This window comes from Glaciecola sp. HA4-3 (assembly GCF_055693685.1).
In genome coordinates this window covers 3,585,491-3,609,231 of record NZ_CM146340.1, presented here as the reverse complement: position 1 = coordinate 3,609,231, position 23,741 = coordinate 3,585,491, and the positions used below count along the sequence as shown (strand labels likewise).

Sequence of the window (23,741 nt, the reverse complement as noted above, 5' to 3'; positions counted from 1 at the left end):
TAATTACAAAAAATGGAAGCAATGACATGAAAAAATTACTCAACATTAGTTTAGCGTGTTGTCTTGGTTTAGCCGCGTTTTCAAGCTATGCCAATGTGGAAGAAAAACTAAAAGCGGCAATGGCCTCTGACGTGCGTACGCAAGCTGAAATTGATCGCGACAGAAACAGAAAGCCCATTGATACACTGGCATTTTTTGGCTTCAAAGATGACATGTCAGTTGTTGAGTTACTACCAGGCGGCGGTTGGTACACTAAGCTGTTAGTGCCTGCTCTAAATGAAAAAGGTAATTACTATGGCGCTATAGGTACTGGTCGCATTGAATCAAGGTTATCGGAACTGCCGGGCTTTGAGCGTATGCAAGTTATTGCAAAAGATGCTGTACTAGATCGTCCAGAAGGCTCTCGCTTTTATACACTAGAAGTAGATGGTCTAGGCGTTGAAGATGTTGATATGGTGCTGACTTTCCGTAATTATCATAATTTTAGTGACTAGGGCCGTGCGGCCATGAATAAAATTGCATTTGATGCACTTAGACCCGGTGGTATTTATGGTGTGGTAGACCATACCGCGCGCCATATGGAACCAATGAATAGCAGTAATCGTCGTCGTTTTGATCCGGTAAAAGCAATCAAAGAAATTCAAGATGCTGGATTTGTGTTGGTGGATTATTCAAACATTCACTACAAAGAAGATGATGAATTAGAATATGAAGTAGGTGCTCGTTCAGTATCAGGTAATACCGATAGATGGACGCTTAAGTTTATGAAGCCTGAGTAAAGCTCAGTAATCCTAGATAAAAAAAGGAAGCAGATTGCTTCCTTTTTTTATGGTTTAAGAAACGCGCTTAATCTATGACAAACGTTTTCTTAATCCAAACATACCCATACCTAGCAATAACAATACCGCGATACTTGGCGCAGATACGTTGGTTGAAGGCGTAAACGAAATTTTCGTTCTAAAATAGTCAGTATTGTTTGAAAGGAAACTGTTTGATGTTCCCCAAATCCAATCTGCTTCATTGTCGTAGGTGTTGTTTCTAATGTTCGTTTGGGCAGGCACCATATTTGCATTGACATTAAATGGTGTCCCATAGTTTGACCAACCATTTAAACCTACCTGCCAATCGCTGGTATTAGTCCCAAGTACAGATGAACCGTTTGCAAACTGCAAACCTGTGCCAGTAAGGTTAAACGAACCAATAAAACCACTTGGACCACTAATGTTAAATGCCTGAACATAAATATAGTATTCTTGAGTAGTATCTAAGGTTGTAGTAAAGGTTTGAGTAGCAAACCAGTCAAAACCAGACACTACCAAATCACCAGCACTAGGCGTTGACGCCGTGCTGACATATACACTATGGCCATTGTCTACATTTAACGAGCCAGACAGCGTCACCAACGCCGCATGAGCTTGACTTGCTATGGCAGACATACCAAGTACAGCAGCAAGCAATATTGCTTTTTTCATATAAGAGTTCCCTAATTGTATTAATTGTTATTGTCAATCAATCGACAAACACTGCTCATGCAATTAACTTGCCTGATATTTTATATATATAATTCAGGGACTTAAAACCATCCTTAGTCAGCGATGTAAAATTTTCTGACACTTATGGACTTGGCTGGCTATTGGCCTTTTTGGATCAAATACTGGTAGGGCAGTGCATCTGTTTTATAAGCTAATAAAGTATGTTGCATAAAACGACAAAAGCTAGGGATATCACGAGTTGTTGCAGGATCATCAGCCGTAATACTCAAGGTTTCACCTTCGTTCATTTTTCTTACTTGCAAACGCACCATCATTACCGGCTCTGGGCATCGTAAGCCCATTGCATCTAGATGATGGTTTGCATTGTCAAAATCACTATTCATTAAATACCATACTGAGCTGTGTATTGTTCGATACTCTTAATTGCTTGTGCATGCTTATCTTGTGTCTTTAAATACTCAAGAACATCTGACAAGCTAACAATCGAAAATACTTTGGTATCAAAATCGCGCTCCACTTCTTGAACAGCAGATAGCTCAGCTTGACCTTTTTCTTGTCGGTCAAGGGCAATCAATACGCCCTTTAAGCTAGCCTGATTAGCCTCGATAATTTGCATTGATTCTCGAATAGCGGTTCCTGCAGTAATCACATCATCAATTAATAAAACTTGCCCTGTAAGTGGACTACCAACAAGACTACCACCTTCGCCATGGGTTTTTGCTTCCTTACGATTGAAACAATATGGCACATCTTTATCAAACTCATTTGCTAATGCAACTGCCGTAGCGGTCGCAATTGGTATACCCTTGTAAGCTGGCCCAAACAACACGTCAAAGTCGATATTTTCCGCTTCAATTGCACTGGCATAAAAACGACCTAGAGTGGCCAAATCTTTGCCTGAATTAAATAGCCCAGCATTAAAAAAATACGGGCTTATTCGGCCTGATTTAAGTGTAAACTCACCAAACTTCAGGACATTTTTTGCAATAGCAAAATCGATAAATTCTTTTTTATAAGCTTGCATAACTGCCCTATTAACTTAACGCAGTGCGCTGGATCTCAAATAATTCTTTTATGCCCGCGGCTGCTAATTCCATCATTTCTTGCATTTCTTCCATACTAAACGGTTCACCTTCAGCGGTACCTTGAACTTCAATCATCTTGCCAGTTTCTGTCATCACAACATTCATGTCAGTTTCAGCATCGGAATCTTCAAGGTATTCCAAATCAGCGATTGCAGAGCCTTTATAAACACCAACCGATATTGCAGCAATCATGTGTTTAAGCGGATTAGTTTTTAAAATTCCTTTTTGGCGCATAAAGCTCAAAGCATCAACCAAAGCTACACAAGCGCCGGTAATTGAGGCTGTGCGGGTGCCACCATCGGCTTGGATCACATCACAGTCTAGGGTGATAGTGTTTTCACCTAGCAACTTAAGATCAACTGCTGCACGCAAAGAGCGCGCAATCAAACGCTGAATCTCTAGGGTGCGACCACCTTGTTTACCGCGAGCTGCTTCACGGTCTGACCTTGTATGCGTAGCCCTTGGTAACATGCTGTATTCTGCAGTTATCCAGCCCTTTCCTTGTCCTTTCATAAAGCGCGGTACGCCCTCTTGCACACTGGCATTACACAACACCTTGGTGTTACCAAACTCGATAAGCACCGAGCCTTCTGCATGGCAAGTAAAATTACGGGTGATGGTAACAGGGCGAATTTGACCAGCGGTACGCTTGCTTGGACGCATATAATAAAGCTCCTAGAAAAAGGCATAAAAAAAGAGATGCGTATTATAGCGCATCTCTTTAGCTTGTTGCACAACTATGTCGGTTTTAGATTATTTCAAGTGCGTTTCTAAAAACTCAGCGACCGTTTCAAAATAAACAGTCCGCGACTCTTCTTCAAAAAAGCCATGTCCTGCGCGCGGCGAATAAAGCCATTGGTATTCTTTGTTGTGCTTTTCAAGCTCTACTTTTAGTGCTTCAGCGTGAGAAATAGGTACTTGATTATCTTTGCCACCATGAGCTAGTAGCAAGGGCGCTTTTAATTTTGCGACATGCGTAACTGGTGATTGGGCTTTTAGCACTGATGCATCAGTGCCCATTTCCTCTACTAAATATGCTTTTCCGTACAATAGATTCTCGACGATATTCCCTTCTTCAAACATAAGGTTTAAATCATAAACACCGACATTTGCAACCACGCATGCAAACATGTCAGGCTCAATGGTTGCTGACATAACTGCCGAATAACCCCCAAAGCTCCCCCCATAATGCACACTTTATCTTTTAAAATGCCGCCTGATTCAATCACATACTGGGCGCCCTCGATAATATCTTGCTGCACACGCGTACCCCATTTACCGTGGCGCATAATTTCAAACTCATCACCATAACCACTTGAACCTCTAAAGTTAATGCGCAGCACTGCATAACCTTGTGAAGCCAACATTTGCACTTCACTATCATAACGCCAGTAATCCCGAGCACCAGGGCCGCCATGCACAAGCACAACCATAGGAACACTTTGTGTTTCAGGAATATGGCTCGGGAAAGTAATATAAGCAGGAATCGTTACACCATCTGATGCTTCAAAACTAAATGGAATCGCTTGTGACAAAGCAGATTTGTCTATATGCGCTTGATTGCCAAATAGCGCCCTAAACTTGCCTGTGCTAGCGTCAAATAAATAAAACTGGGAAGGCACGGTATCGTGGGTAGCACGAATAATTGACTTGGTGTTATCGTCACTAGTGCTGGTAACCACAATATTGTAGCCTTTAAAAGTGTTGGCGAATGTTTCAAATTGCTTAGCTTCAGCAAGCTGATTATTTAAGATTGCATAGCTGGGGTAGTCTTTGTCTAATTTTATTGCCGTTGCAGTGTAGCCATCTTGGGTAACAACAACATCTGATATATCAACATCGTTATCACTAAAGACTAACTTTGATTTTTGTAACTCCAAATCCATTTGATACAAAGACCAAGGTATTGGTCGTACCGTTGTCCAAATAAAAAAGCGTTTCACCGTTTTCGTCAACCGATATAGGTAAAAAACCACGACCAAAATTAGATGCATCAAGCGCTTTATACTCTTGGTTATCGTAAGTAAATATTATGCGGTTTTGATTTTCGTCTCTGCCAATGGCCATTACCATCTCACCGCTATCTGTCGCCAGCGCATAAGTCGTATCATACGGTAAAGCGGCAATGACAGGGCTTAAGCGGCCATTGTTAATGTTAAGTCTGTGGACGGTTGCCTGACGACGACCATCATTTGACCATGGACGCGAACTTATCAATATTTCATCTTCTTCGTCGGGTAATACGTTTAATACTTCAGCCCAACCGCGGACGCTATCTTGCTTACGCATTCTTGAGCCTGCTTGGTCTTGGCCAGCGCGGTAACCATAGATACTTTTCCAGCGCCCACCATCAATATCAATAGCAAAGAGCTCACCATAGTTAGATGGACTTTCTTTCCAACCTTGCATTTCCCATACCTGCATTACAATGCGTTCGTTGTTCGCCCAGTAAAACTCACCTACTTGCTCACCTTCACCAAAATCCGCACCACCGACTGGTTTGAGCGTTTTAGTATCAACAATAGCCAATCGGCGTTTACCATTTTTACGAATTGCCATGGCAATATGTTTGCCGTCTGGACTTATTTCGGCCCACGCAAACTCGAAGTCTTTGGCAAAATCAGCTGGCGGAACTTGTTTTACAAAAGCATTTACAGAATAAGACAGACTTGTTAGTGACGCGATAATGGCCACTAAAGTAAAAATAGAGAATATAAAAGGACGGACAGTTAGCATTGGTACTCCTTGCATGATAACCAGTTGTTATTATTATGTGGTTTGTATCAAGGTTTACCGCAGTAACGCTAATCGGTCCATGATCAAACGAATCGATAGGTTATCAGAAAGATAAATATGAAATCAAATTCTTGATATACTTAAGCTAATTGAAAGTGCCACATTGGCATAAATTGTTTACTTATAGATTTTAGGATACGACATGATTTATAGCATGACTGGATTTGCACGCAACGAACTCAAAGCAACGTGGGGTAGTGCAGTGTGGGAAATACGTTCAGTTAACCAACGATATTTAGAAACGTTTTATCGTATACCTGAAAATTTTCGTTCATTAGAGCCCACTTTACGCGAACGCCTGCGCAAAAAAATCAATCGCGGCAAAGTAGAGTGTGCCTTGCGTATTAGCTTTAATGAAGCAAACAATAGTGGTTTTGACCTAAATCATGAGCTTGCTAAACAAATTATTGAAGCTGCTCAGTGGATGCAAAAAAACGGGGCGAATGGCAGCGTTAATCCAAGCGACATATTGAAATGGCTAAGGTGTGATGGCCTCAATTGAAGCCGATATGGACAGCATGCAACAAGAGCTGCTTACCTTATTTGATGAAACCTTGCGCGCGTTTATTGAATCACGCGCCAGTGAAGGTAAAAACATGGGCGAGCTAATTGAACAGCGTTTAACGGCGATATCAGGCGAGGCTGATAAAGTCGAAACCCACATGCCAGCGATTATTGAATGGCAAAAAGAGCGTATACTTAATAAGTTTAAGGAAGCCGATATTGCACTAGAAGATAGTCGTGTTGAGCAAGAGCTAGTATTAATTGCGCAAAAATCAGATGTAGCTGAAGAGATTGACCGCCTGCGATCGCATGTAAGCGAAACACAAAAGATACTGTCAAAGGGCGGCGCGATTGGCAGAAGGTTAGACTTCATGATGCAAGAATTTAACCGCGAAGCCAATACACTAGGGTCAAAATCAATCAACTCCGAAGTCACTCAATCAGCAGTAGAGCTAAAAGTATTGATTGAGCAAATGCGTGAGCAGATCCAGAATATTGAGTGATTTTTCAACTTGTTTCACACTGTTAAAAATAACAATAAAACAGCTAATTCTAGCTAATCAAAACCTTGAGTCATTTTCACATGGTATGCCATCGTTATCGCCATCCATTTTTGTATTAGGGCAGTAATTATTGAAATACTCGGCCTCGGCTCGGGAAGTCATTTGACTGCAATATTGACGTCCATCACATTTAAATACTTGATTAATTGCTGGTTGTTGAAAAGTGTTTGCTGGCGGTTGAGCGGGTTGTGATTCTATGAGCTTATTTGGTTCTAAGCGATTGAGAATGAACATCGATATACCAAACGCAATAACGATATACATCAATTTATTAATAAGCTTTGACTTAGGCTTCAGTTATAGCTTTTTGACAACTTCGGGGCTTGCTTGGTTTTTACGCCCTCTATTCTCGCATTAATTGCTCTGTTTTTACCTTGATAATTTTCTATTTCAAAATGTATTTAGTCACCTAGCTTAGGTTTTCTGCTCATGTGCTTAAGTGCCCAGATATGAACAAAGGTATTTGAAGTGAGCGTAGGGGTTTTAATAAAGCCAAAGCCTCTTTCATCATCCCACTTAATTAATTGACCGCGATACATAACTATCCTTGTTGAAATTTAATACTTTAACGTTGGCTTATCGCTACTCAATTCATTCAATAACGTAACTTAGTTGATAAGGAACATAAATCTTTAATGCTAACTCTCCTTTTCGTACCCAGCGTAGAGTATTTTCTAATCCAGTTATACGAACTTCGCCAGATTTCCCTAACAGCTCTTTATGCTCTGCCACGTTGTCCTTAATAGCAATAAGCAAATCACGACGATATTTTTCGATATCAGTAATGGATAACTGTGGGTCTTTCCAATCAGACATAATGGTGCGCCCTTCAACAGGAATGACCTTATAAAACTCGGTGATACGACCATAAGGAATAGATAAATCTGTGTCATCACCTTTTACTGGCGTTTTCATGACAATTTCAAGTTTAGATGTGTCAATCCTTGTGCCGTTAGTCATCTCATCTTCAATCATGTCAGTCGTAAATGGAACTGAGTAGGTTATCTCATCATAATCATCTTCTATTACCCTCAAAACAGATAACTCTATGTCGCTTCTTTGATTAGCGGCAGCTAATAACGACAATACGGTGTTTCGTAGTTCTTTTTTACGCATTTGACTATCTCGTGTATCGTTGACTATGGACACCGACAACAACACGAAATCAGCATTGCGAGTTAGAGTAACAATAGGAATATTTTCGTCACTGAAGCGATCAAGTCTTGAACCAGTTACAACTATCTCTTCAGTTGCCGCTGTAGCTGCGACTGAGGCAAAAAGAAGAACGATAGCTAAAGCGTAAATAAAGTATTTCATCAGCAACCTTTTTTTGTTGTGGAATTGAGTATGTGGTGCCTTGCAGTAGTTTGTCAAATATGGATTACGGTAAACAGTCGCGCCTTTGTTGCTAGTCATATCTAATAGGTGACGCAGCTATAGCATAGTGTTACTGTAATTGGTAAATAGGACCATGGCTATTACATCTTATGCTCACCCAAATTACTCCGTCAGAACCATTCAAAATGAACAAGCTTAGCCGTATTTCTCTATTGGTACTGCTACTAGTAGCTCAATTTCCAGCAAGTGCAAAAGACTTTAATTGCTTGGCAGAGTGGCAGTGGCTAAAGACGACTTTTGAAGAAAACGATGCGGGTTACCCCCAAGGTTTTGAAGAAAAGGGGAAAACCGCTTACCGACTTCATAATGAGAAAATTAAGCTAAAAGTTGAAGGTATACAGACCCCTTCATCCTGTCAAAAGGTACTACAAGAATGGTTATATTTTTTTCGTAGTACCCATATTGGTATCCGTTACATTGGCCCACCTGAACCAGCTAAAAATACTGCCCCATCTACATACCCTGATACAGGCAGTGTTGATATTGACATTAGTCAGTACGTAAATAATATTGAAGCAAAAAAAGATGAACTAGAAGCCATATGGACAAGTGGTGGATATGAAGTTGGCGTCACAAAAGACTCAGAAACATATATTGGCTTTATCATAAAAAGTGAAAACCAAGTCTGGCAACTAGGAGAAATAAAATTCCGGATTAACGCTGATCAATCTGCAACTTATTACGCAGGAGACAAATCACCGTTAAACTTCACGAAAGCAGAAATCTATGGAAATAATTATTTGGTCATGGGTTATATGCACTTTGAGCGCAAACATAAGTTAAAGGCTACACCGGTCGAAGCTCCACTATATTTTCACTCTGTCGCTCCTGACCGAGCACCGCTTTTTGCAACACTCGATGAACAAACCAACTATATCTACATCCCTTATTTTTATCCCAGCGAGAAGCCAAAAATAGACAGCCTATTAGAAAGTAATGCCCAGCAACTAAAATCTAAACCTAATTTAATTATCGACATCAGAAACAATGGCGGTGGCGCTGATGCTAGTTTTGCTGAGCTGATTCCATATTTATATACCGACCCTATTCGTAGCTTGCCAGTTCAATGGCGCTCTACACCCAAAAGCATTGCAGATATGGATAGGCTATCAGAGCTATGGCCCGAAGATGCAGACTATTATCAAGCTGCCAAAGCGCGCCTAGCAGCAAAGCCTAACGAGTTTATTTTTCTTGATGACAATAGCACTACTGTTTACGAGTATCCCGAGATCCTTCCAAATCCCAAACAAATCATTATTTTAATAAATGGTTATGTCGGAAGCACATCTGAGCAGTTTTTATTGGCGGCCAAGCAAAGCACGAAAGTCAAACTACTAGGAAGACCTACCGCTGGAGCCCTCGACATATCGAACTTAAACACAATCGAATCAACAAGTGGCTTATATCAACTGGTCTACGGTCAGTCTCGAAGCACTAGATACCCTTTAATGAAGCTAGATGGTATTGGTATTCAACCAGACTTTTTTATGGGCCAAGACATGCCTGAATACTTATGGATTGATCACGCAAGCTCTTTATTTACTCAGTAAAGATAAAAAACACCCCGCCAATGCGAGGTGTTGTTAATTGGTATAGCTAATTAGCGTCTTCTTGCTCTGGCGATACAAGTTGATAGCCTTCTTGCACATTCAGATCAAACAATGCCTGATCAAGTGTGTCGTTAAAGCGCATATCTGCTGTAAATTCAAACGCTGCCTGCCCGTCTAGTGCATCGGATTTCACATGCAAACTAATGGGTAGTTGGCTTGCATTTTCGACCCATAAAGTAATTGTCATGCCACTTTCATATACTTCGTAGCCTGTTGCAAATACGTCATTGATGTTTTTAGCACTTAACACGCTTACTTCACCATCATATTGTAAAATAGTGTCCATCCATGACAAAAAGTCTTCGTCAGGCAATCCGCCGGTTTTATTAGCCGCAAACGTTAGTGGCATCGCCATTTTTGCTTGTGAAATAAGCGTCAAGCCTTTACCCGCCTGTGTATCCAAAATTGTTGTAATACTACCTTGCGCATTACCGCCTAACATAGGAGCTGATTCAATCCTGACTTGGTTCGGCTGTTGATAATACACATCAATTTTCATACTTGGCTCACCATTGGTGAACATCGTGCCGCTGTAATACATCGAATCAGCTTGCCTAATAGTTTGTTGGATTTGTGCAAACGCAGGACTTATAACACTACTAGACATTGTAAAACCTATTGTCAAAACTGCTGCTAATGCAAACGAACAAGCCATCGACACTTGTCCTTTGAATGACATATTTTGCAGCCATGGAAACCACGCAACATGCTGTTTGGTTTCGCTTTGTTGTGAAATATCGAACCCTTCGATTGCTTCCATTAGTCGCAATTGTGCATGCTCTTCTTGCTCACACGACGCATTATTGCCTTTTGCCGTGTTAAGCCATTGCGGTAAATCATGTTCATTCATATTGTCGTGATCTTGATTAGACATTATGTTGTTCTCCAAAAAATTGTGACTGGGGCAGTTGATTCGATAGTTTTTGTTGTGTGCGATGTAAACAAACACCCACCGCATTACTGGTCATATCCAATAGCGCTCCAATTTCTTGATAGGAGTAACCTTCGATATGGCGCAGACAAAAAATTTCAGCGTCTTGAGGATGCAAAGAGACTAAGGCAAGTTTAAATTGCGCCAAATCGCGTTGTATAAACATTTGCTGTAATGGTTGAGATGCATCACTAATACTAGTGTGGGATACATCTTCTATCGGTTCTTCTGCTAAGCGCTTATTGCGTCGCAATTGATCAATTGCAGTAGATATCGTCATACTTTTTAAATACCCCTGCCAATTTGATATTTGGTCGAACGCTTCGGCGGGCTTCTTAAACAATTTTAGAAATACTTCCTGTACGACATCTTCTGCAAGATGGGCATCATTAAGTATCCTAAATGCTGATTGAAATACCGGTCGTCCATATTGTTTTGCTAAATTAGCAATTTTGACTTTCATTTCTGAGTTCAATGACTCTCTCCAATTATGCGACTCATCTATACAACGAATCGCAGGGTCATTTTATTACAAGAAATCGAAATTAATGTGAATTAAGCATTATGTTGCTAAACGTTAATACCTGAATAGGTATTATGAAAGAGTTGCCCCACAAGCAATATACTTGTGGGGGATAGCTTAAAAGTTTTGCTGCTGTCGAATATGTTCCCAGGTTTCGCCATAATCATTTGATTCAAAAAAGTCAGTGGTGGCACCATTACACGATAGCAGTATTTTTTCTTTTACCGATCCGACTATATTCGTACAGTACTCTTTAGGGACACTCAGTTCGGTAAGGCTCCATGACTTCCCACCATCGGTGGTGCGCAAAATCGCCGTTTCAGATGAACGCTGACCTGACCAAAAATCCACATCCGAAAAGTTAACAACCGCTAGACCATTACCATTTTCCCAAAACCAAGGGCGAGACCTAAATGAGAAACTATCAGATTTTGCTTTTACTCGTTTGCCTCCTTCATTGCACATGCCATTTTGTGCAGTAATGTCTGCTTTGGCGCATTTTTCTATTTTACTGGCTATCTCGGTCCATTGGTCATCAGATGACGCTCTGTAAAAATAACTAGGCTTACCCGTCCAAGACCAAAATCCCGCTTGTTCAATGCCTATTTCAGCTGAACCTGCCGGCAATATTGCATCCATTTCATCCGAACTTAGTACCGCATCCATTTTCCAAGTGTCTTGGTCAAAGGAGTAACGTTCAAGTTTTGAAGATTGGAATGGGTCCCAGGCATTTACGCGATAACCATCAACGCTAAGCATGTTTTGATCACCTTTAGTGGTCACCGTGACGTTCTTAATATTATGCGCTTTGCTGTTGCTATCTCTTTCGCGCAGAGTTTCACCGGCTAATACCCATCGTTCACGATGAGTATAAGAATTAAGCTCTTCAAAGCGAGTTAGGTCTTCTTGGTTAAATCTTACGACTTTAAGGTATTTACCATAGCTAAATACAACGTCAAATTGGTTTTCTTGGTAAAAGGACACATGATGCACACTTGCACTTTCAGGGATGCTTACGCTTTCCCAATCGCCGTCACGTTTTTGGTAAAAAAGCGCACCTTCATGCCCCCCAACAACTTTATCACCCGCACTATTTTGGTCAAAGGCGCTAAGCTCTAAATTTGTATCAACAGCCATAATATCAAAGCCATCATCCGGAGAATAACGCAAAATCACGCCCAGCTTACCTAAGAAGTAAAGTGAACCATCAGGTGCAACATATTCGCTAGAATACGAAATCGGGTTTTGAGCAGCAGAAGCGTAGCTTGCAAAACGTTGCTCATCACGCTCATCAGCCTGCCAAGTCAGTATTTCATTATCTCCTATGAAAGCTGGGAAGTACTTTTGTAAAACTTCTGCATTTGCTGTTTCAGGAATTCTGACAAGAATATCGTTATAAACATCATCTTCAGGCTTGGCATAAAATAATATCGTGCCTAAATCAGTCACATTACCGGCTTCAACATTAAAAACACCAAACTCAGGGTCTGACGCTGTCCCACGTGTGTAATAACCTTCACCAACAAAAATAAGTGAACGCAGCGCCGCTAAGGAATATTCACCTGAGTGGCATTGAAACAGCAAATATTGTGCTATCGCCAATGGGTTTATCTTCAGAATACAACATGACCGTTTTCGCTTCTTTTGACACATTAATGTCTTTTGGGTCAACGTACATCATGTTAAAAGGTAGCCGATAACTAGTTGCATTGACGACTCGTGCAACTACGATGCCTTCGTGAGGCGCAACAACGTCTTGCTCACTTAGCTTTTTTGCCACATTTACATTAGACGCACATCCTGTTGTAAAAAGCGTGATGAGTATTGCAAGCATGATTATTTTATTGGTATACAAAATTCTTTCCTTAATGTTTTCTTGGCTTTCAATGCCTTCAATATGTAATATATACAACAAGCAACAAATACGGAAGCCTATGAAACGGATAACACTTTATACAATGCTATTTTTTACTCTAGCATTTGCCCCCTATTCTCAAGCTGATTTACCTGACACCGTTTGGCTACTTCGAGACAACATTGTTTTACCCACACCTCAACAAAAAAATTGGGGCGTATTGGCCATCTATCTAGATTTACAACAACCCAATGTGGTCTTAAGTATTCGTCAACTTGTCGATAAACCCAATAGTGAATCATCCAAGAAAGTCCGTTATGTAGATAGAAGACGAGACCCAATTGTATTTGATGTATCGGGTAAACAAGCCTCAGGTTTATGCAAACCTACCAGCGGGGCTCTATCAAATCACACGAATAGATGTACCTCACTTTGATTTACCTTTTCAATTGAGCACTGCCACTGAAGAAACATGGCGATTTAGAGTGCAAAGCAACACAGTAAATTATGCAGGCGACTTGATTGTCGAAGCCTTAAGAACCAAAAACAGTATCAATACTTTTTGGACCAATCAATTTGCCCAGCGCTTTGATGATCTCAAATCGCAAATTGACGTATCTGGCGTTGATGTTCCCCTAGTCATTGGAGTTGGCTATCAAGACCCTTTCCTTGAGGCACTACAGGAGATTGGTAATGAATAAAATACTAATCTGCTTTTTATTGTTGTGTTGTAGTCACGTGCTTCATTCACAAGAGCTGCTAAGTCCTTTGTTTGGAGAAAAGGCGTCGGTAGATATTCGCCTAGCCCCTAACGGACGGCATTTTATTAAAGCAAAAGTTGAAGATAACAATATTAACCTATCGCTAATCAGTACCGAACTTCAACGCACACTCAATACAATAGACCTAAGTGATATATTTGACGAAAACACCATCCTACGCGACTTAAAGTGGATAGACGACAAGCACGTTGCAGCGGTGTTGATTGATAAAGAAGAAGTCGAAAACACCTTAAGAGAACGAAATGCCCAATTGCGTCTTATTATTATTGATACCCTAGCACCAAGCGATGCTCCACTCATTTATGAAGTTTTCACTGAAGGAGAATTAATAGAAGCGGCGCCTTCGCAAGCCAACATTTTTTATTTCGCACGGGCAGGTAGAGCCTCTAAAGTCTTTAAAATTGACGTAACTAAACTTTTAAAGTTGGGCCAAAAGCGCAGCAAATTAACCCGTATCGATGGCGGTCAGTTTGTTTCGCGAAATGTTATTGCCGAAACTGAAGGTTATGCCATCAGATGGTTTTTATCAAAAGAAGGCAAGCCTCAAGCCGTAGTTTTTTACGACCGTGACGTTAACATGCAATTGGCTGTGTTTTCAAGGGAAGAACAAAGCGATGACTATAGCCTTGAAAGTATCAAAAAGTGGACAGAGACAGAAATTGAAGATGATGCAAAAGAAACCTTATTTCTTCCTATAGCCCAATTAGAAGATAGTCGGTTTTATGCGCTTGACTTTAATGAAGAGCAATCGCTTAACTTATATCTTGTTGACTATAGAGAGGAAACACATGAGTTGGTATATAGCTCTCCAGGTCAGCCTATCCAAGATATTATTTTTTCAAAGCAAGAACCAATTGGCGTTGTGGTGGTGCAAGAAGGCTTGTACACCGAACAGTACTTTGATGGACAACCGTCCAAAAACAATACCGAATTACTAGAGGTTGTGGTTTCAAAGAGTATTGATGAGCGCGTAAGTCTTCTGTTTCAAGAAGCCCATAATATTGCGCCGCAATATTTACTACGAATAGAAGGCCAAGCCGATTCACTTGTACTACAAACATTACCCGATGTACCCAGCCCTTTAAAAACAAAGCAAGTAAATGGGCAAATCACTCATGATTCTCTGACTATTCCATACTTTATTACTTTGCCAGAATCGGCAGCACCATCAACACCAGCGCCATTAATTATTTTACCTCACGGCGGCCCATTTGATGTCTACGATACTCCTTACTTTGATCCCATTGCCCAGTTTTTTGCAGCCAATGGTTATGCCGTATTAAGAGTCAACTTTAGGGGCTCTGGTGGCTATGGACTTGAGTTTTTGGAAGCAGGGAAGATGCAATGGGGTACTGGTATGCTTAAAGACCTAAGTGCGGCCTTACAAGATGCGCAATCTCGTCCAGAAATTGATGCTAACAGAACGTGTTCAGTTGGCATGAGTTATGGTGGTTATGCATCATTGATGTTAAATCTACAGTATCCAAATTTGTTCAAATGTGCAGTGAGCGTTGCAGGCGTCACTGATATGAACTTGTTTTTACGCCAAGCGTTTATTAATGATGCACAACTAGACTGGCTAGCAGAGCGCGTAGGGGTTGCACACAAGGACTTTGATGATCTTTTTGCAATATCACCGTTGTATCAGCTTAGTGAATTTAAAACGCCTTTGTTACTGATACACGGCGCAAAAGATAGAACCGTTGTAACAGAGCACAGCTATCGTGCAAAATTAATATTAGAACGAGCTAACATTGACTTTGAATGGCAGTTGTTTGAAGAGGCTAATCACCACTTTGCTGAAGATGATCAAAGTGTTAGGTTGTTTCGAGAAATATTAGCCTTTGTTGATTTGCACCTAGCAAACTAAGTGGAAGATGCACTATTTGTGTGAGCATAACGTGTGTTTTTAATGGCTAAAAAGCGGCGCTCAACCGTTGTGTAGAGTAAGCAAGCTGCGATAGTACTAAGCAGTGCATACAAGACCGTAAACATCAGCAAATATAACAAAGGGCTTTGACTAAGCCCCAACATCGTGTCGACTAGCAGTTTTGCTGAAGGCCACAAAGGCAAGTGCACCAAGTACAAGCTATAAGACAAAACGGCAATCTTTCGCAGTAGTTTGCTCTCAAGCCAGATAAATGCACCGCCAAAACTAGCGCCAAAGACTAAGCCCGCCATGCAAATTGCAATGAGCGTTGGCTGGAATAACACGTCGAACAATCCGATATGTCCCATCATTGGCGTGTAAAACATAATACCTACCAATAAACACAGGCTCGACAAAAACACTACACGTGCGCTTTGCGACGAAATCTGAACGCTGTGCTTGGCGTTGTTTATGTGCAACACAGCGATTAAAATGCCCAACAGTAGAGGCTCAAGGCAAGCATGAAATGGGGACCTTGCGCTTAAAAAGAAGCCACTATAATCCTCAGGACTGCCAGCTAACACATATCCGGTATATCTGGCTAATATACCGATAAAGATAAAAACGACGATAACAGTAAAAAGGCCAATTAATGAGTGCCTTTTAAACATCCAAAATACAAAGGGTAGAAACACCAACGCTATCAGGTAAAACTTTTCTTCAACTCCTAATGACCAAAACACGACGTTAATATTAGGGCTCATGTAATCTTGCAAAAACAATAAATGATATATAAAGCTAGGACCCAATTCAGTGATATCCATACTGCCTTGCGCAAGCACTAATAGGCTGCAAATTAGCAAAACAACATAATACGCAGGGACAATACGCAAAATACGTTTCATACAATATGTTTTTAAAGCATTAATGCTATGTTGATAGTGCATAAAGCTTTGAGTAATCAAAAAGCCAGATAACACGAAAAACAAATCGACCCCTATCCATCCATTTAACATAGGTGTCAAAAGGTTGTAATCATTTAAGTAGAATAAGTGAGCTGCGTTGTCATCAAATGGCTTAAAAGTATGTCGTAAGAAAACAAATATAACTGCAAATGCACGCAAGCCATCTAAGGCGTGAATATGTGTTGATGTATTATTCAATGTATCCACATGTCATTAACCGGTTTGCTTTAATTGCATCACCTCTTGATGTTTTTTCTTTCTTGCCTTCCAAATAAAACTATCTACCACATAATGATGAAAGTTTAGGGTTTGGAATACCAAAATGTGTAAGGCACTGATCATCGCCGCATTTTGCGCAAAGCTTGTTTTAATGGCATACATTAATGATTGATAAAATGCACTGGTAAGCAACAAGCATACAAGAAAATACAATAATATCCTGATAGGTCTAGTTTGGCTCAGCCAACTTACTACCGTTTTAGCATCTGATGGGCTGGGATTTTCAAAGCGCTTCGTATTGTATAACCAAACAAACAAAATATATTGAGCATTATGCCAAATATTAGCAACTAACCAGCCAATATTTATATCTTCAATAAAAATGTAGCCCACATAAAACGCGGTAAAATGAGACAGCGTAAACATTGTCTCACCCAAAGCAAGTTGGCCCTTTTTAAATGCGATAATACGAGTAAACAACCAATAACTGACTAAACAAACCGTGATTACGGCGCTTATCAGTACAATCTCAAACGGTATATTAGGTGTCCAGAAGCTTTGGAATAAGAATTTATCCCAATCTTGATAGCAACGATATAATAAGCCGGTTACCGGAATAGACCACAATGCTGCTTGAGATAGTAGTGGATTGTCATTAATTGGGTATTGTGCTTTGCGCCGATAAAATGCAGAAATGCCATAGGCTTGGCGTACATAATGATACCATTGCCAAAAAAAGTAGATAGTTGTAATGACCCATAAGCCAATTCCAAACCCTAACCCACTTACCGCGCCGGCTACAATAAAGGGTAAATAAAAAATAAAGAAACGATTTTCCTTTCTGTCTTCAGGAGTGCCTGCTAGCTTAGTAAATGTCGAGATAACATGGTGATAACCCAAAAACCATAAATCCAACATTAGTACAGGTAAAAATAAGTCATTATCATAAACAACAAGTGCACCAGAAATTAGCGCAACAAACAATACACCCAAAATAAATATAGAATCAAACTTAGGCCCTGACAGCCAAGCAGATTCATATGACCAATTTGTTGTAGTAGGGTTTTGCACTGACATTTTCTACTGACTCTTCTTGCGCTTGTCTGGTTTGTTTATCGACATTTTACCCACAATTATAATGCTTTTATTTAGCAGAAGCGATGTGCCAGCAAGATATATGTATTTAAAGTTATACTCATCACACAAAAAAGCCGGCCCTATTAAAAGCGCCGGCTTATTGATAACACTTTAAAAAATACTAGAACTTATATGTTGCCGATATGCGAACAGCACGAGGAGTCCCTAGTTGAATCCAGACATCAGCAAATGAGTTAACGTAGTATTCCTCATCCAATAGGTTTTCAAGTTCAGCACGCACCGACAATTGGCGACTGATTTCGTAGTTAACAAACGCACGAGCAATTGTATAACTGGGCAGTTCAAAATCAGTACCGAAGAAACCATTGCGCTCACCGACATAAAGCACGCCACCACCGTAGTTAAATGGTCGGCCGGATATTTCAGTATCTTTCACTAACTGTATATTCAGTTGGTGCTCAGGGATATTCAATAAAGGACTACCCGCTTCTACCGTAAAACCAAAGTTCGCATCAAAAAATGAATTTTCGGTTTGCGCATCGACATACGTATAAGATGCCCATAGACTCAAGTCATCGCTTATTTGACCCGCTAAATCAAACTCTATACCTTGGCTGCTTGCTTCACCAATCGCCGCTGACGTAAACGCTGTGGGATCATCAACTACAAGTAAATTGTCTTGCTCAACTTTAAATATTGCTACAGTACCAAACAAATCGCCGTCATTGAGTGCAAACTTAACCCCAGCTTCCATCGATGTTGATTGGTTAGGCTCAAAACCATTGCCGTTAGCATCGCTGCCTGAAAGAGGGCGGAAATTCTCACCATATGCTGCATACAGCGACAAAGAGTCGCTAGATTCGTAAACAATACCAAATTGTGGACTTACGCGAGATTCAGTTTGCATAGTGACAGTGTCTGAACGACGATTATTAAGTGTTTGCTCGTAATCATCATAACGAGCGCCTAATCGAACACTTAGCTTATCGGTAACTCTAATTTGGTCTTGTATGAAAATACCCACTGACTCTTGAACTTCAACACGGTCAGTATTAGGACCTGGTGTTGGCAATGGTGAGCCGTAGACTGGGTTAAAGACATTGATAAACTGATCGCCTCTTACGCGCAAAAACACCTGATCATTTTCAAATTCATCTGAATCAATGCCCATAATCAACCTATGCTCTAGGCCACCTAGTGTAAATTCACCGGTCACTTCTGCACGGAAAACTTGATAAGTTGCATCATAGTCACGAGTCCTTCGAAAACGATTGATTTCGCCATCAACAACGTCTCCAAACCCTGTCTCTGTTGCTGCACCTTCTAGTGACGTATCACGGTAATTAAGGCCAACAAGCGCACTCCAGTTTTGATTGAAATCGTGCTGAAACTCTAATTGATGACCAAGCACATCAGCTTCCATTGGACCATTTGCCGGCTCGCCTAAAAATCGGCTTTCAGGAATCAAACCAAGTACACCATCAATTGCAATAACACCGCGATCAAATGGTACTTTTTGGTGACTATACTCTAGTTCGTAAACCAACTGGCTTTGTTCACTTATTTGCCAAGCAATCGAGGGATTCATACCTTGACGTTCAGTTTCAATAGTATCTCTAAAGCTCTTCGCATCTTCGTAGTAGCCGACAAAACGCACTGCAACATCTTCAGAAATTGGCGTTGTGTAATCAAGATCCATACGATAGGTATCAAAACTACCAGCCAGTAAACGAATCTCTCCTTGCGTATCAAAAGTAGGACGCTTTGTTACTAGGTTGATGGTTCCACCTGGCTCACCTCTACCAAAAAGCGCGGCTCTGGGACCTTTTAAAACTTCCACAGACTCAATTCCCGATAGAATCTCGTGCACCGCCAAAGCCACGACCCGCATTAAAACCGTTAACAAGATAGTTACTAGGTAAGTTTTCGTCACCCACAAAACCTCGTACTGCAAAAGAATTCCATAAACCACCAAAGTTATTTTGTCGAGCGACCGAGCTTGATAAGTCTAACGCTTGAGATAAGTCATACGCACCTGCGTTTGTGAGCACTTCTGTATCGATTACAAGTTCTGATTGTGGTGTTTCCAGCGCTGAAAAATTACCACGGTATGCTTGACGAGAACCAATGACTTCGATTGTTTCAAGCTCATCTGCATTTTTTTCAGAAGACTGCGCTGTTGTCATGGCTAGTGCTGGAAACGCAAGTGAAACGCTCACGCATGCGGCGATATAAGTGAGAGTCAATCCCTGTTTATTGTTCATTATCTAGTGCCCTATTTATTAGATATTAATCTATGTTTTATTATTGAAAAGTGAATAACGTGCTTTGCTAAAAACCAAACGAATGCCTATCAGTAAACTAGCCATCATCCTTATGCAGTGAACTTTCACCCTGTTCTTCAAGTGGGTAAAACTGAGGCAAATGTTTGAGTTGTTTTTTGTTGAGAATCTTCTGAGCTAAAAAGCCATTGATAGTAGTAAAAACGCAAAGACTGATGAAAGGCTCTTATTTGCTTTTCGTATTCAAATGCCGCAATACTGTCAGTATTCGCTAGCCGCGTCATAATTCGTTGTACCAACATTGGGGGGGCAATGTAAGCCACGTATCCTGCTAATTGATATTTTGCTTGAGAAGCCTGACGATACTCATTAGATAATGCCTCAGCGCTTTGATCGCCCACTTGCTGAAATGCGTAATACCACTTCCACTCAAAACCAACACCTACGTCTGTTTTGCCAATATAGTCAGGATGGGTTGCAACAAAGGCGTCCATTGTTGTTTTAACAGGCAAGTCCCATGCACCGTTTACACTTTCACGTTGAACTAACAAAATATCGCCTCCTTTTGGAGAGTCGACACCTTGTTTGATAGCTAAGTCGCCTAAAATTGGTATGACGAATGCCAAAAGCACCCACACGCCAATTAAACCCGATGCAATACGAGGCGCACTATCAGTGTTTCTGCCAAGGTACATACTCAATGCTGCCCAAAACGCGAAATAAACGACGCAGCATATTGATACCAACATCACATCCACAATACTTGCCGAGCTCATTAGACTTGCGATATAAAATGGCAACATCAAGCAAACAAATATCGCCAATAAACGAATAATCGCTCTGGCACCCCATAGTCCCATTAACGATGAAGTGGTACTTACAAGTAAATCATGTCGCCCATTGACTCGCTCATTAGCGATCAAATCATGGAATAACAAAATAATAAGCAGTGGCGATAAGATACTAATAACGAATGCAAAATCGATTTTACCCGCTTGAGCAAGTTCCGCATTTTGTGCATCGCTTTCATATATTTGCCCTTCTAGCGCAAGCATTCTGATACGATGTTTCCAGGGGTAAACGTCTCGTTCTCCAAGTGCCGCAAATGCTAGATTCGAAGGTTCTGAATAAGTCAGATGAAAGCTATAATAAGCCAATGACCCAGGGTCATCATATTTAGCTTGGGCCTCAGCTCTATCTAACTCGTCTGCGATCTTTAAGCGTTCGATGGTTTGACGTTGAGAAGCCACCTCTGTCATACCAGTTATGACAGAAAATGACGAGACGATAAAACTACACAAAAGTAAAATGAGCACATAACGTTGGCGAAGCATGAACTGCCATTCGCGTTTAAGTTGTTTTATCATAATCGCCTCCCTGCTACTCGAATACATATCAGCAAGACGCTTAGCCAAATAAATAGCTGAACAAATGCGCCTAGACTTTTCATTAAGCGTGATGAAGCAGATTCAATTTCAAATACAAAGCCTTCAACTATCTCCCAGTTTTTTGAATCTATGCGCGCCCGCTTCCAACCTTCTTCGCCATTATTTCGATTGATATCATCGATATAACTGAGTTGATCAATATGGGCTTGGTTTAAAGACTGCACAAAATCTAAGCGAAGAGCCTCTGTTTCTCTGATGAAGCGGTGGTGTGTTTCAATACTGGTACCTGCGCTTATCATAGATAGCGCTCGCATGGCGACTTTTGGTGATATCCAACCAAATTGCCTAGCAATCTTAGTTTGGGCTAATTCCTCTTGCATGCGATTTTCGGCAAAACGGTTTAATACATCACTGAGCTCTTGTTCAGATGCTTTAGCAACCGCGCCACGAAAATTAATGGGTAATTCTTCGACTGTTTCAACATTGTATTGCTCAAGCAAGGATGACCTTAACTTATCAAATGCAGGGTCGTTGGAATTATGACCATCGCCCAATTTACGTAATTCAGCAATTACTGCAAAGTCTGTTTCAAGTTTACCGGCCGCTGGTACCGATACAGATGCAGTAGTACTGGCAATTCGTGGCACTACAATACAAAGTAAAATCCAGGCAAATATTAGGGCAGTAAAGCTTTCACTTTTTTTAGCAAATGCGATAGATGCTAGCAATACTAATAATGCCCAAGTACATAGATACACAACGTATCCAAATAAAAATGACAAAACAAGACCTAAGTCTTCGCCTTGCGTCACTGCATACAAACCCGAAAAACTCAAAGGAAGCATAATAATCATTACGATGCTAAATAGCGCTAAACCTTTGCCTCCAATAAGGGTGAAAACTGAGGTTCCTTGAGCCCTAATGAACTCAAGTGTTTGTGATTCTCGCTCGCGACTAATTGCGCTATAACCAATCAAAATAAGTAACAAAGGAGCAAGTACTTGCATAATAAAAGCGGGCGACAAGCTCCCTACTTTGGTTAAGCCCGTGCTTTGTTTTTGCTCGGCGAACGTTGCACTGTTCTGTCGATGCCCCTCCAAGAAAATAGCATTTCCAGTGTATGCGTCTACTCCGGGATCTAGGATGCTCAGGGCAGATGGTGTCCTAAAGGCATAGTGACCATAGTGCACCATTCTGTGAGGATGTCTGTCAGGTTGTGACATAAACGTATCTTCAGAAACGTTCTGCATTGTTAGCCTTTGATGCTCTAACTCATGCATCTTTGTTGCCGTAGCGACTACAGATGACAAACTCAAGATTATGCCGATGATAAGAACCGAGATAGCCACTTTTGAACGCGACCAGTAACGCCACTCATCTTTGGCCACACTAAGTATTTGAGAACGATTACCCATCATCATTTTACTTGCCCTTGGGCAAACGCGGTGTGAACGGTTTGGGTGTCAATAAGATCACCGTCCTTTGCTTCAAACTCACCGACTAACTCACCATGCCTTAATAAGCCAATACGATCAGCGACCTGACATGCTCCATATACATCGTGGGTAACCATTAAAATCGTCGAACCACCCGCAGCAAGCTCTTTGACCAAAAGATTGAATTCATCAATTGCAACCGGATCAAGGCCTGAAGTAGGTTCGTCCAACAAAAATACTGGCGCTTCACGCAAAAGAGCCAATGCTATTGCCGTTTTTTGTCGCATTCCCTTCGAATATGAATGAAGTTGGCGCTCCCATGCGTCTGGTTGCAATGCCACGCGTTTAAACGCGCTCTCAACTTCAGTACGAGTCTTTTTAACATTTGCTAATGACAAAAAGTAGTCGATATTTTCACGAGCGCTCAAGTGAGGATAAAGGCTCGCATTTTCAGGTAAATAAGCAGTTTTCTTTCTAACTATGTCAAGCGATGTCGCGATCTCGAGGCCCTCAATCAAGGCTCGCCCAGAGGTCGGTACATTAAATCCAAGTAGCGTTTTTAGTGTAGTTGATTTCCCAGCGCCATTGCCTCCAAGCAAAGCGTAAACTTCACCTTTCGCGACATTAAAGCTTAAATTTTTCAGTACTGATTTTTGCTTAATATCAACACATAAATTATCAGCCTGTATTAGCAATTCTTGTTGTTCTTTTATGCTCACAAAACACCCGAATAGTTACGTTATAACATCTTTGTGTTTATGTTATAACGTAACTACAGATAAATTCAAATTTTATTGTCAAAAAAGTATAAAAAGCTTAAGAAAGTAAAGCTTATTGAAACTGAGGGTTGGGCAAGTTTAGGTTTAAATCTTTAAATATTAAGCGTCAAGCACGGTAATTCGTTCCGAAAAAGCTTGATCTAAATCAATAATGTTTTATACTT

21 protein-coding genes and 4 pseudogenes are annotated in these 23,741 nt (G+C 40.8%); 6 read left to right on the top strand and 19 right to left on the bottom strand.

The genetic code is table 11. The features are described from left to right. Positions 1–26: 26 nt before the first annotated feature. Positions 27–779 (top strand): annotated as a pseudogene (locus ACZ1G6_RS17340) (class I SAM-dependent methyltransferase). Positions 780–851: 72 nt separating this feature from the next. Here ACZ1G6_RS17340 and ACZ1G6_RS17335 read toward each other — a convergent pair. The 6 genes and pseudogenes from ACZ1G6_RS17335 to ACZ1G6_RS17310 all read right to left on the bottom strand — a co-directional run bounded on the left by ACZ1G6_RS17335 (position 852) and on the right by ACZ1G6_RS17310 (position 5,314). Further along, complete coding sequence (locus tag ACZ1G6_RS17335) at positions 852–1,472, bottom strand: hypothetical protein (RefSeq protein WP_472617439.1); 621 nt, start codon at positions 1,470–1,472, stop codon at positions 852–854. Positions 1,473–1,630: 158 nt separating this feature from the next. Beyond that, entirely contained in the window at positions 1,631–1,876 is a 246-nt protein-coding gene (tusA, locus tag ACZ1G6_RS17330; protein ID WP_472617438.1) for a sulfurtransferase TusA, read from the bottom strand. After that, positions 1,876–2,517: an orotate phosphoribosyltransferase gene (pyrE, locus tag ACZ1G6_RS17325; protein WP_472617437.1), complete on the bottom strand. Its 642-nt coding sequence runs from the start codon at positions 2,515–2,517 to the stop codon at positions 1,876–1,878. The genes tusA and pyrE overlap by 1 nt, the downstream gene beginning before the upstream one ends. Before the next feature lie 10 nt (positions 2,518–2,527). Beyond that, positions 2,528–3,241, bottom strand: a complete 714-nt coding sequence (gene rph, locus ACZ1G6_RS17320) for a ribonuclease PH (protein ID WP_472617436.1) — start codon at positions 3,239–3,241, stop codon at positions 2,528–2,530. A gap of 90 nt (positions 3,242–3,331) precedes the next feature. After that, positions 3,332–3,945 (bottom strand): annotated as a pseudogene (locus ACZ1G6_RS17315) (alpha/beta hydrolase family protein). Positions 3,946–4,426: 481 nt separating this feature from the next. Beyond that, complete coding sequence (locus ACZ1G6_RS17310; RefSeq protein WP_472617435.1) at positions 4,427–5,314, bottom strand: TolB-like translocation protein; 888 nt, start codon at positions 5,312–5,314, stop codon at positions 4,427–4,429. A 202-nt stretch (positions 5,315–5,516) separates the two neighbouring features. Between ACZ1G6_RS17310 and ACZ1G6_RS17305 the strand changes: the two are divergent. After that, positions 5,517–6,381, top strand: a pseudogene (locus ACZ1G6_RS17305) (YicC/YloC family endoribonuclease). A 57-nt stretch (positions 6,382–6,438) separates the two neighbouring features. On the opposite strand, the gene ACZ1G6_RS17300 reads toward ACZ1G6_RS17305, so the two are convergent. The 3 genes from ACZ1G6_RS17300 to ACZ1G6_RS17290 form a co-directional block, all read right to left on the bottom strand. Then, entirely contained in the window at positions 6,439–6,675 is a 237-nt protein-coding gene (locus ACZ1G6_RS17300; protein ID WP_472617434.1) for an excalibur calcium-binding domain-containing protein, read from the bottom strand. Between the two features lie 167 nt (positions 6,676–6,842). Beyond that, positions 6,843–6,980, bottom strand: a complete 138-nt coding sequence (locus ACZ1G6_RS17295) for a S1 domain-containing protein (RefSeq protein ID WP_472617433.1) — start codon at positions 6,978–6,980, stop codon at positions 6,843–6,845. 52 nt (positions 6,981–7,032) lie between these two features. Beyond that, positions 7,033–7,758 carry a hypothetical protein gene (locus tag ACZ1G6_RS17290; RefSeq protein WP_472617432.1) on the bottom strand — a complete coding sequence of 242 codons (726 nt, stop codon included), beginning with the start codon at positions 7,756–7,758 and terminating at the stop codon, positions 7,033–7,035. Between the two features lie 206 nt (positions 7,759–7,964). Between ACZ1G6_RS17290 and ACZ1G6_RS17285 the strand changes: the two genes are divergently transcribed. After that, the gene (locus ACZ1G6_RS17285) at positions 7,965–9,389 is read left to right on the top strand and encodes a S41 family peptidase (RefSeq protein ID WP_472617431.1); all 1,425 of its coding nucleotides are present in this window, start codon (positions 7,965–7,967) and stop codon (positions 9,387–9,389) included. A 46-nt stretch (positions 9,390–9,435) separates the two neighbouring features. Here the strand turns inward: ACZ1G6_RS17285 and ACZ1G6_RS17280 are convergent, their stop codons facing one another. The 4 genes from ACZ1G6_RS17280 to ACZ1G6_RS17265 form a co-directional block, all read right to left on the bottom strand. Further along, on the bottom strand, positions 9,436–10,323 hold the full coding sequence (locus tag ACZ1G6_RS17280) for a LolA family protein (RefSeq protein ID WP_472617430.1): 888 nt from the start codon (positions 10,321–10,323) through the stop codon (positions 9,436–9,438). Beyond that, a complete protein-coding gene (locus ACZ1G6_RS17275) occupies positions 10,316–10,855 on the bottom strand; it encodes an RNA polymerase sigma factor (RefSeq protein WP_472617429.1) in 540 nt (179 codons plus the stop codon). The genes ACZ1G6_RS17280 and ACZ1G6_RS17275 overlap by 8 nt, the downstream gene beginning before the upstream one ends. A 165-nt stretch (positions 10,856–11,020) precedes the next feature. Further along, complete coding sequence (locus tag ACZ1G6_RS17270) at positions 11,021–12,505, bottom strand: WD40/YVTN/BNR-like repeat-containing protein (protein WP_472617428.1); 1,485 nt, start codon at positions 12,503–12,505, stop codon at positions 11,021–11,023. Then, complete coding sequence (locus tag ACZ1G6_RS17265) at positions 12,462–12,758, bottom strand: hypothetical protein (protein ID WP_472617427.1); 297 nt, start codon at positions 12,756–12,758, stop codon at positions 12,462–12,464. Before ACZ1G6_RS17265 ends, ACZ1G6_RS17270 begins: the two co-directional genes overlap by 44 nt. A gap of 79 nt (positions 12,759–12,837) precedes the next feature. Between ACZ1G6_RS17265 and ACZ1G6_RS17260 the strand changes: the two genes are divergently transcribed. From ACZ1G6_RS17260 to ACZ1G6_RS17250, 3 genes are read left to right on the top strand one after another with little or no spacing between them, the layout of a single operon-like run. Further along, positions 12,838–13,194: a hypothetical protein gene (locus ACZ1G6_RS17260; RefSeq protein ID WP_472617426.1), complete on the top strand. Its 357-nt coding sequence runs from the start codon at positions 12,838–12,840 to the stop codon at positions 13,192–13,194. 49 nt (positions 13,195–13,243) lie between these two features. Next, entirely contained in the window at positions 13,244–13,459 is a 216-nt protein-coding gene (locus ACZ1G6_RS17255; protein WP_472617425.1) for a hypothetical protein, read from the top strand. Beyond that, a complete protein-coding gene (locus tag ACZ1G6_RS17250) occupies positions 13,452–15,410 on the top strand; it encodes an alpha/beta hydrolase family protein (protein ID WP_472617424.1) in 1,959 nt (652 codons plus the stop codon). Before ACZ1G6_RS17255 ends, ACZ1G6_RS17250 begins: the two co-directional genes overlap by 8 nt. On the opposite strand, the gene ACZ1G6_RS17245 is transcribed toward ACZ1G6_RS17250, so the two are convergent. The 6 genes and pseudogenes from ACZ1G6_RS17245 to ACZ1G6_RS17220 all read right to left on the bottom strand — a co-directional run bounded on the left by ACZ1G6_RS17245 (position 15,407) and on the right by ACZ1G6_RS17220 (position 23,517). Next, positions 15,407–16,582, bottom strand: a complete 1,176-nt coding sequence (locus ACZ1G6_RS17245) for an acyltransferase family protein (protein ID WP_472617423.1) — start codon at positions 16,580–16,582, stop codon at positions 15,407–15,409. The two genes, ACZ1G6_RS17250 and ACZ1G6_RS17245, sit on opposite strands and share 4 nt — an antisense overlap. 6 nt (positions 16,583–16,588) lie before the next feature. Beyond that, positions 16,589–17,671: a hypothetical protein gene (locus ACZ1G6_RS17240; RefSeq protein WP_472617422.1), complete on the bottom strand. Its 1,083-nt coding sequence runs from the start codon at positions 17,669–17,671 to the stop codon at positions 16,589–16,591. Between the two features lie 181 nt (positions 17,672–17,852). After that, a pseudogene (locus ACZ1G6_RS17235) lies at positions 17,853–19,878 on the bottom strand (TonB-dependent siderophore receptor). Between the two features lie 215 nt (positions 19,879–20,093). Further along, a complete protein-coding gene (locus ACZ1G6_RS17230) occupies positions 20,094–21,341 on the bottom strand; it encodes a DUF3526 domain-containing protein (RefSeq protein ID WP_472617421.1) in 1,248 nt (415 codons plus the stop codon). Then, positions 21,338–22,783: a DUF3526 domain-containing protein gene (locus ACZ1G6_RS17225; protein WP_472617420.1), complete on the bottom strand. Its 1,446-nt coding sequence runs from the start codon at positions 22,781–22,783 to the stop codon at positions 21,338–21,340. Before ACZ1G6_RS17225 ends, ACZ1G6_RS17230 begins: the two co-directional genes overlap by 4 nt. After that, a complete protein-coding gene (locus tag ACZ1G6_RS17220) occupies positions 22,780–23,517 on the bottom strand; it encodes an ABC transporter ATP-binding protein (protein WP_472617419.1) in 738 nt (245 codons plus the stop codon). The genes ACZ1G6_RS17225 and ACZ1G6_RS17220 overlap by 4 nt, the downstream gene beginning before the upstream one ends. Between the last annotated feature and the right edge of the window lie 224 nt (positions 23,518–23,741).

What these genes read in the sequence shown, in the direction of transcription:
- ACZ1G6_RS17285 (WP_472617431.1), top strand. Translation starts at nt 7,965, where the DNA reads ATGAACAAGCTTAGCCGTATTTCTCTATTGGTACTGCTACTAGTAGCT.
- ACZ1G6_RS17240 (WP_472617422.1), bottom strand. Translation starts at nt 17,671, where the DNA reads ATGTCAGTGCAAAACCCTACTACAACAAATTGGTCATATGAATCTGCT.
- ACZ1G6_RS17260 (WP_472617426.1), top strand. Translation starts at nt 12,838, where the DNA reads ATGAAACGGATAACACTTTATACAATGCTATTTTTTACTCTAGCATTT.
- ACZ1G6_RS17225 (WP_472617420.1), bottom strand. Translation starts at nt 22,783, where the DNA reads ATGATGATGGGTAATCGTTCTCAAATACTTAGTGTGGCCAAAGATGAG.
- tusA (WP_472617438.1), bottom strand. Translation starts at nt 1,876, where the DNA reads ATGAATAGTGATTTTGACAATGCAAACCATCATCTAGATGCAATGGGC.
- ACZ1G6_RS17280 (WP_472617430.1), bottom strand. Translation starts at nt 10,323, where the DNA reads ATGTCTAATCAAGATCACGACAATATGAATGAACATGATTTACCGCAA.
- ACZ1G6_RS17230 (WP_472617421.1), bottom strand. Translation starts at nt 21,341, where the DNA reads ATGATAAAACAACTTAAACGCGAATGGCAGTTCATGCTTCGCCAACGT.
- ACZ1G6_RS17335 (WP_472617439.1), bottom strand. Translation starts at nt 1,472, where the DNA reads ATGAAAAAAGCAATATTGCTTGCTGCTGTACTTGGTATGTCTGCCATA.
- ACZ1G6_RS17250 (WP_472617424.1), top strand. Translation starts at nt 13,452, where the DNA reads ATGAATAAAATACTAATCTGCTTTTTATTGTTGTGTTGTAGTCACGTG.
- ACZ1G6_RS17295 (WP_472617433.1), bottom strand. Translation starts at nt 6,980, where the DNA reads ATGTATCGCGGTCAATTAATTAAGTGGGATGATGAAAGAGGCTTTGGC.
- pyrE (WP_472617437.1), bottom strand. Translation starts at nt 2,517, where the DNA reads ATGCAAGCTTATAAAAAAGAATTTATCGATTTTGCTATTGCAAAAAAT.
- ACZ1G6_RS17310 (WP_472617435.1), bottom strand. Translation starts at nt 5,314, where the DNA reads ATGCTAACTGTCCGTCCTTTTATATTCTCTATTTTTACTTTAGTGGCC.
- ACZ1G6_RS17300 (WP_472617434.1), bottom strand. Translation starts at nt 6,675, where the DNA reads ATGTTCATTCTCAATCGCTTAGAACCAAATAAGCTCATAGAATCACAA.
- ACZ1G6_RS17290 (WP_472617432.1), bottom strand. Translation starts at nt 7,758, where the DNA reads ATGAAATACTTTATTTACGCTTTAGCTATCGTTCTTCTTTTTGCCTCA.
- rph (WP_472617436.1), bottom strand. Translation starts at nt 3,241, where the DNA reads ATGCGTCCAAGCAAGCGTACCGCTGGTCAAATTCGCCCTGTTACCATC.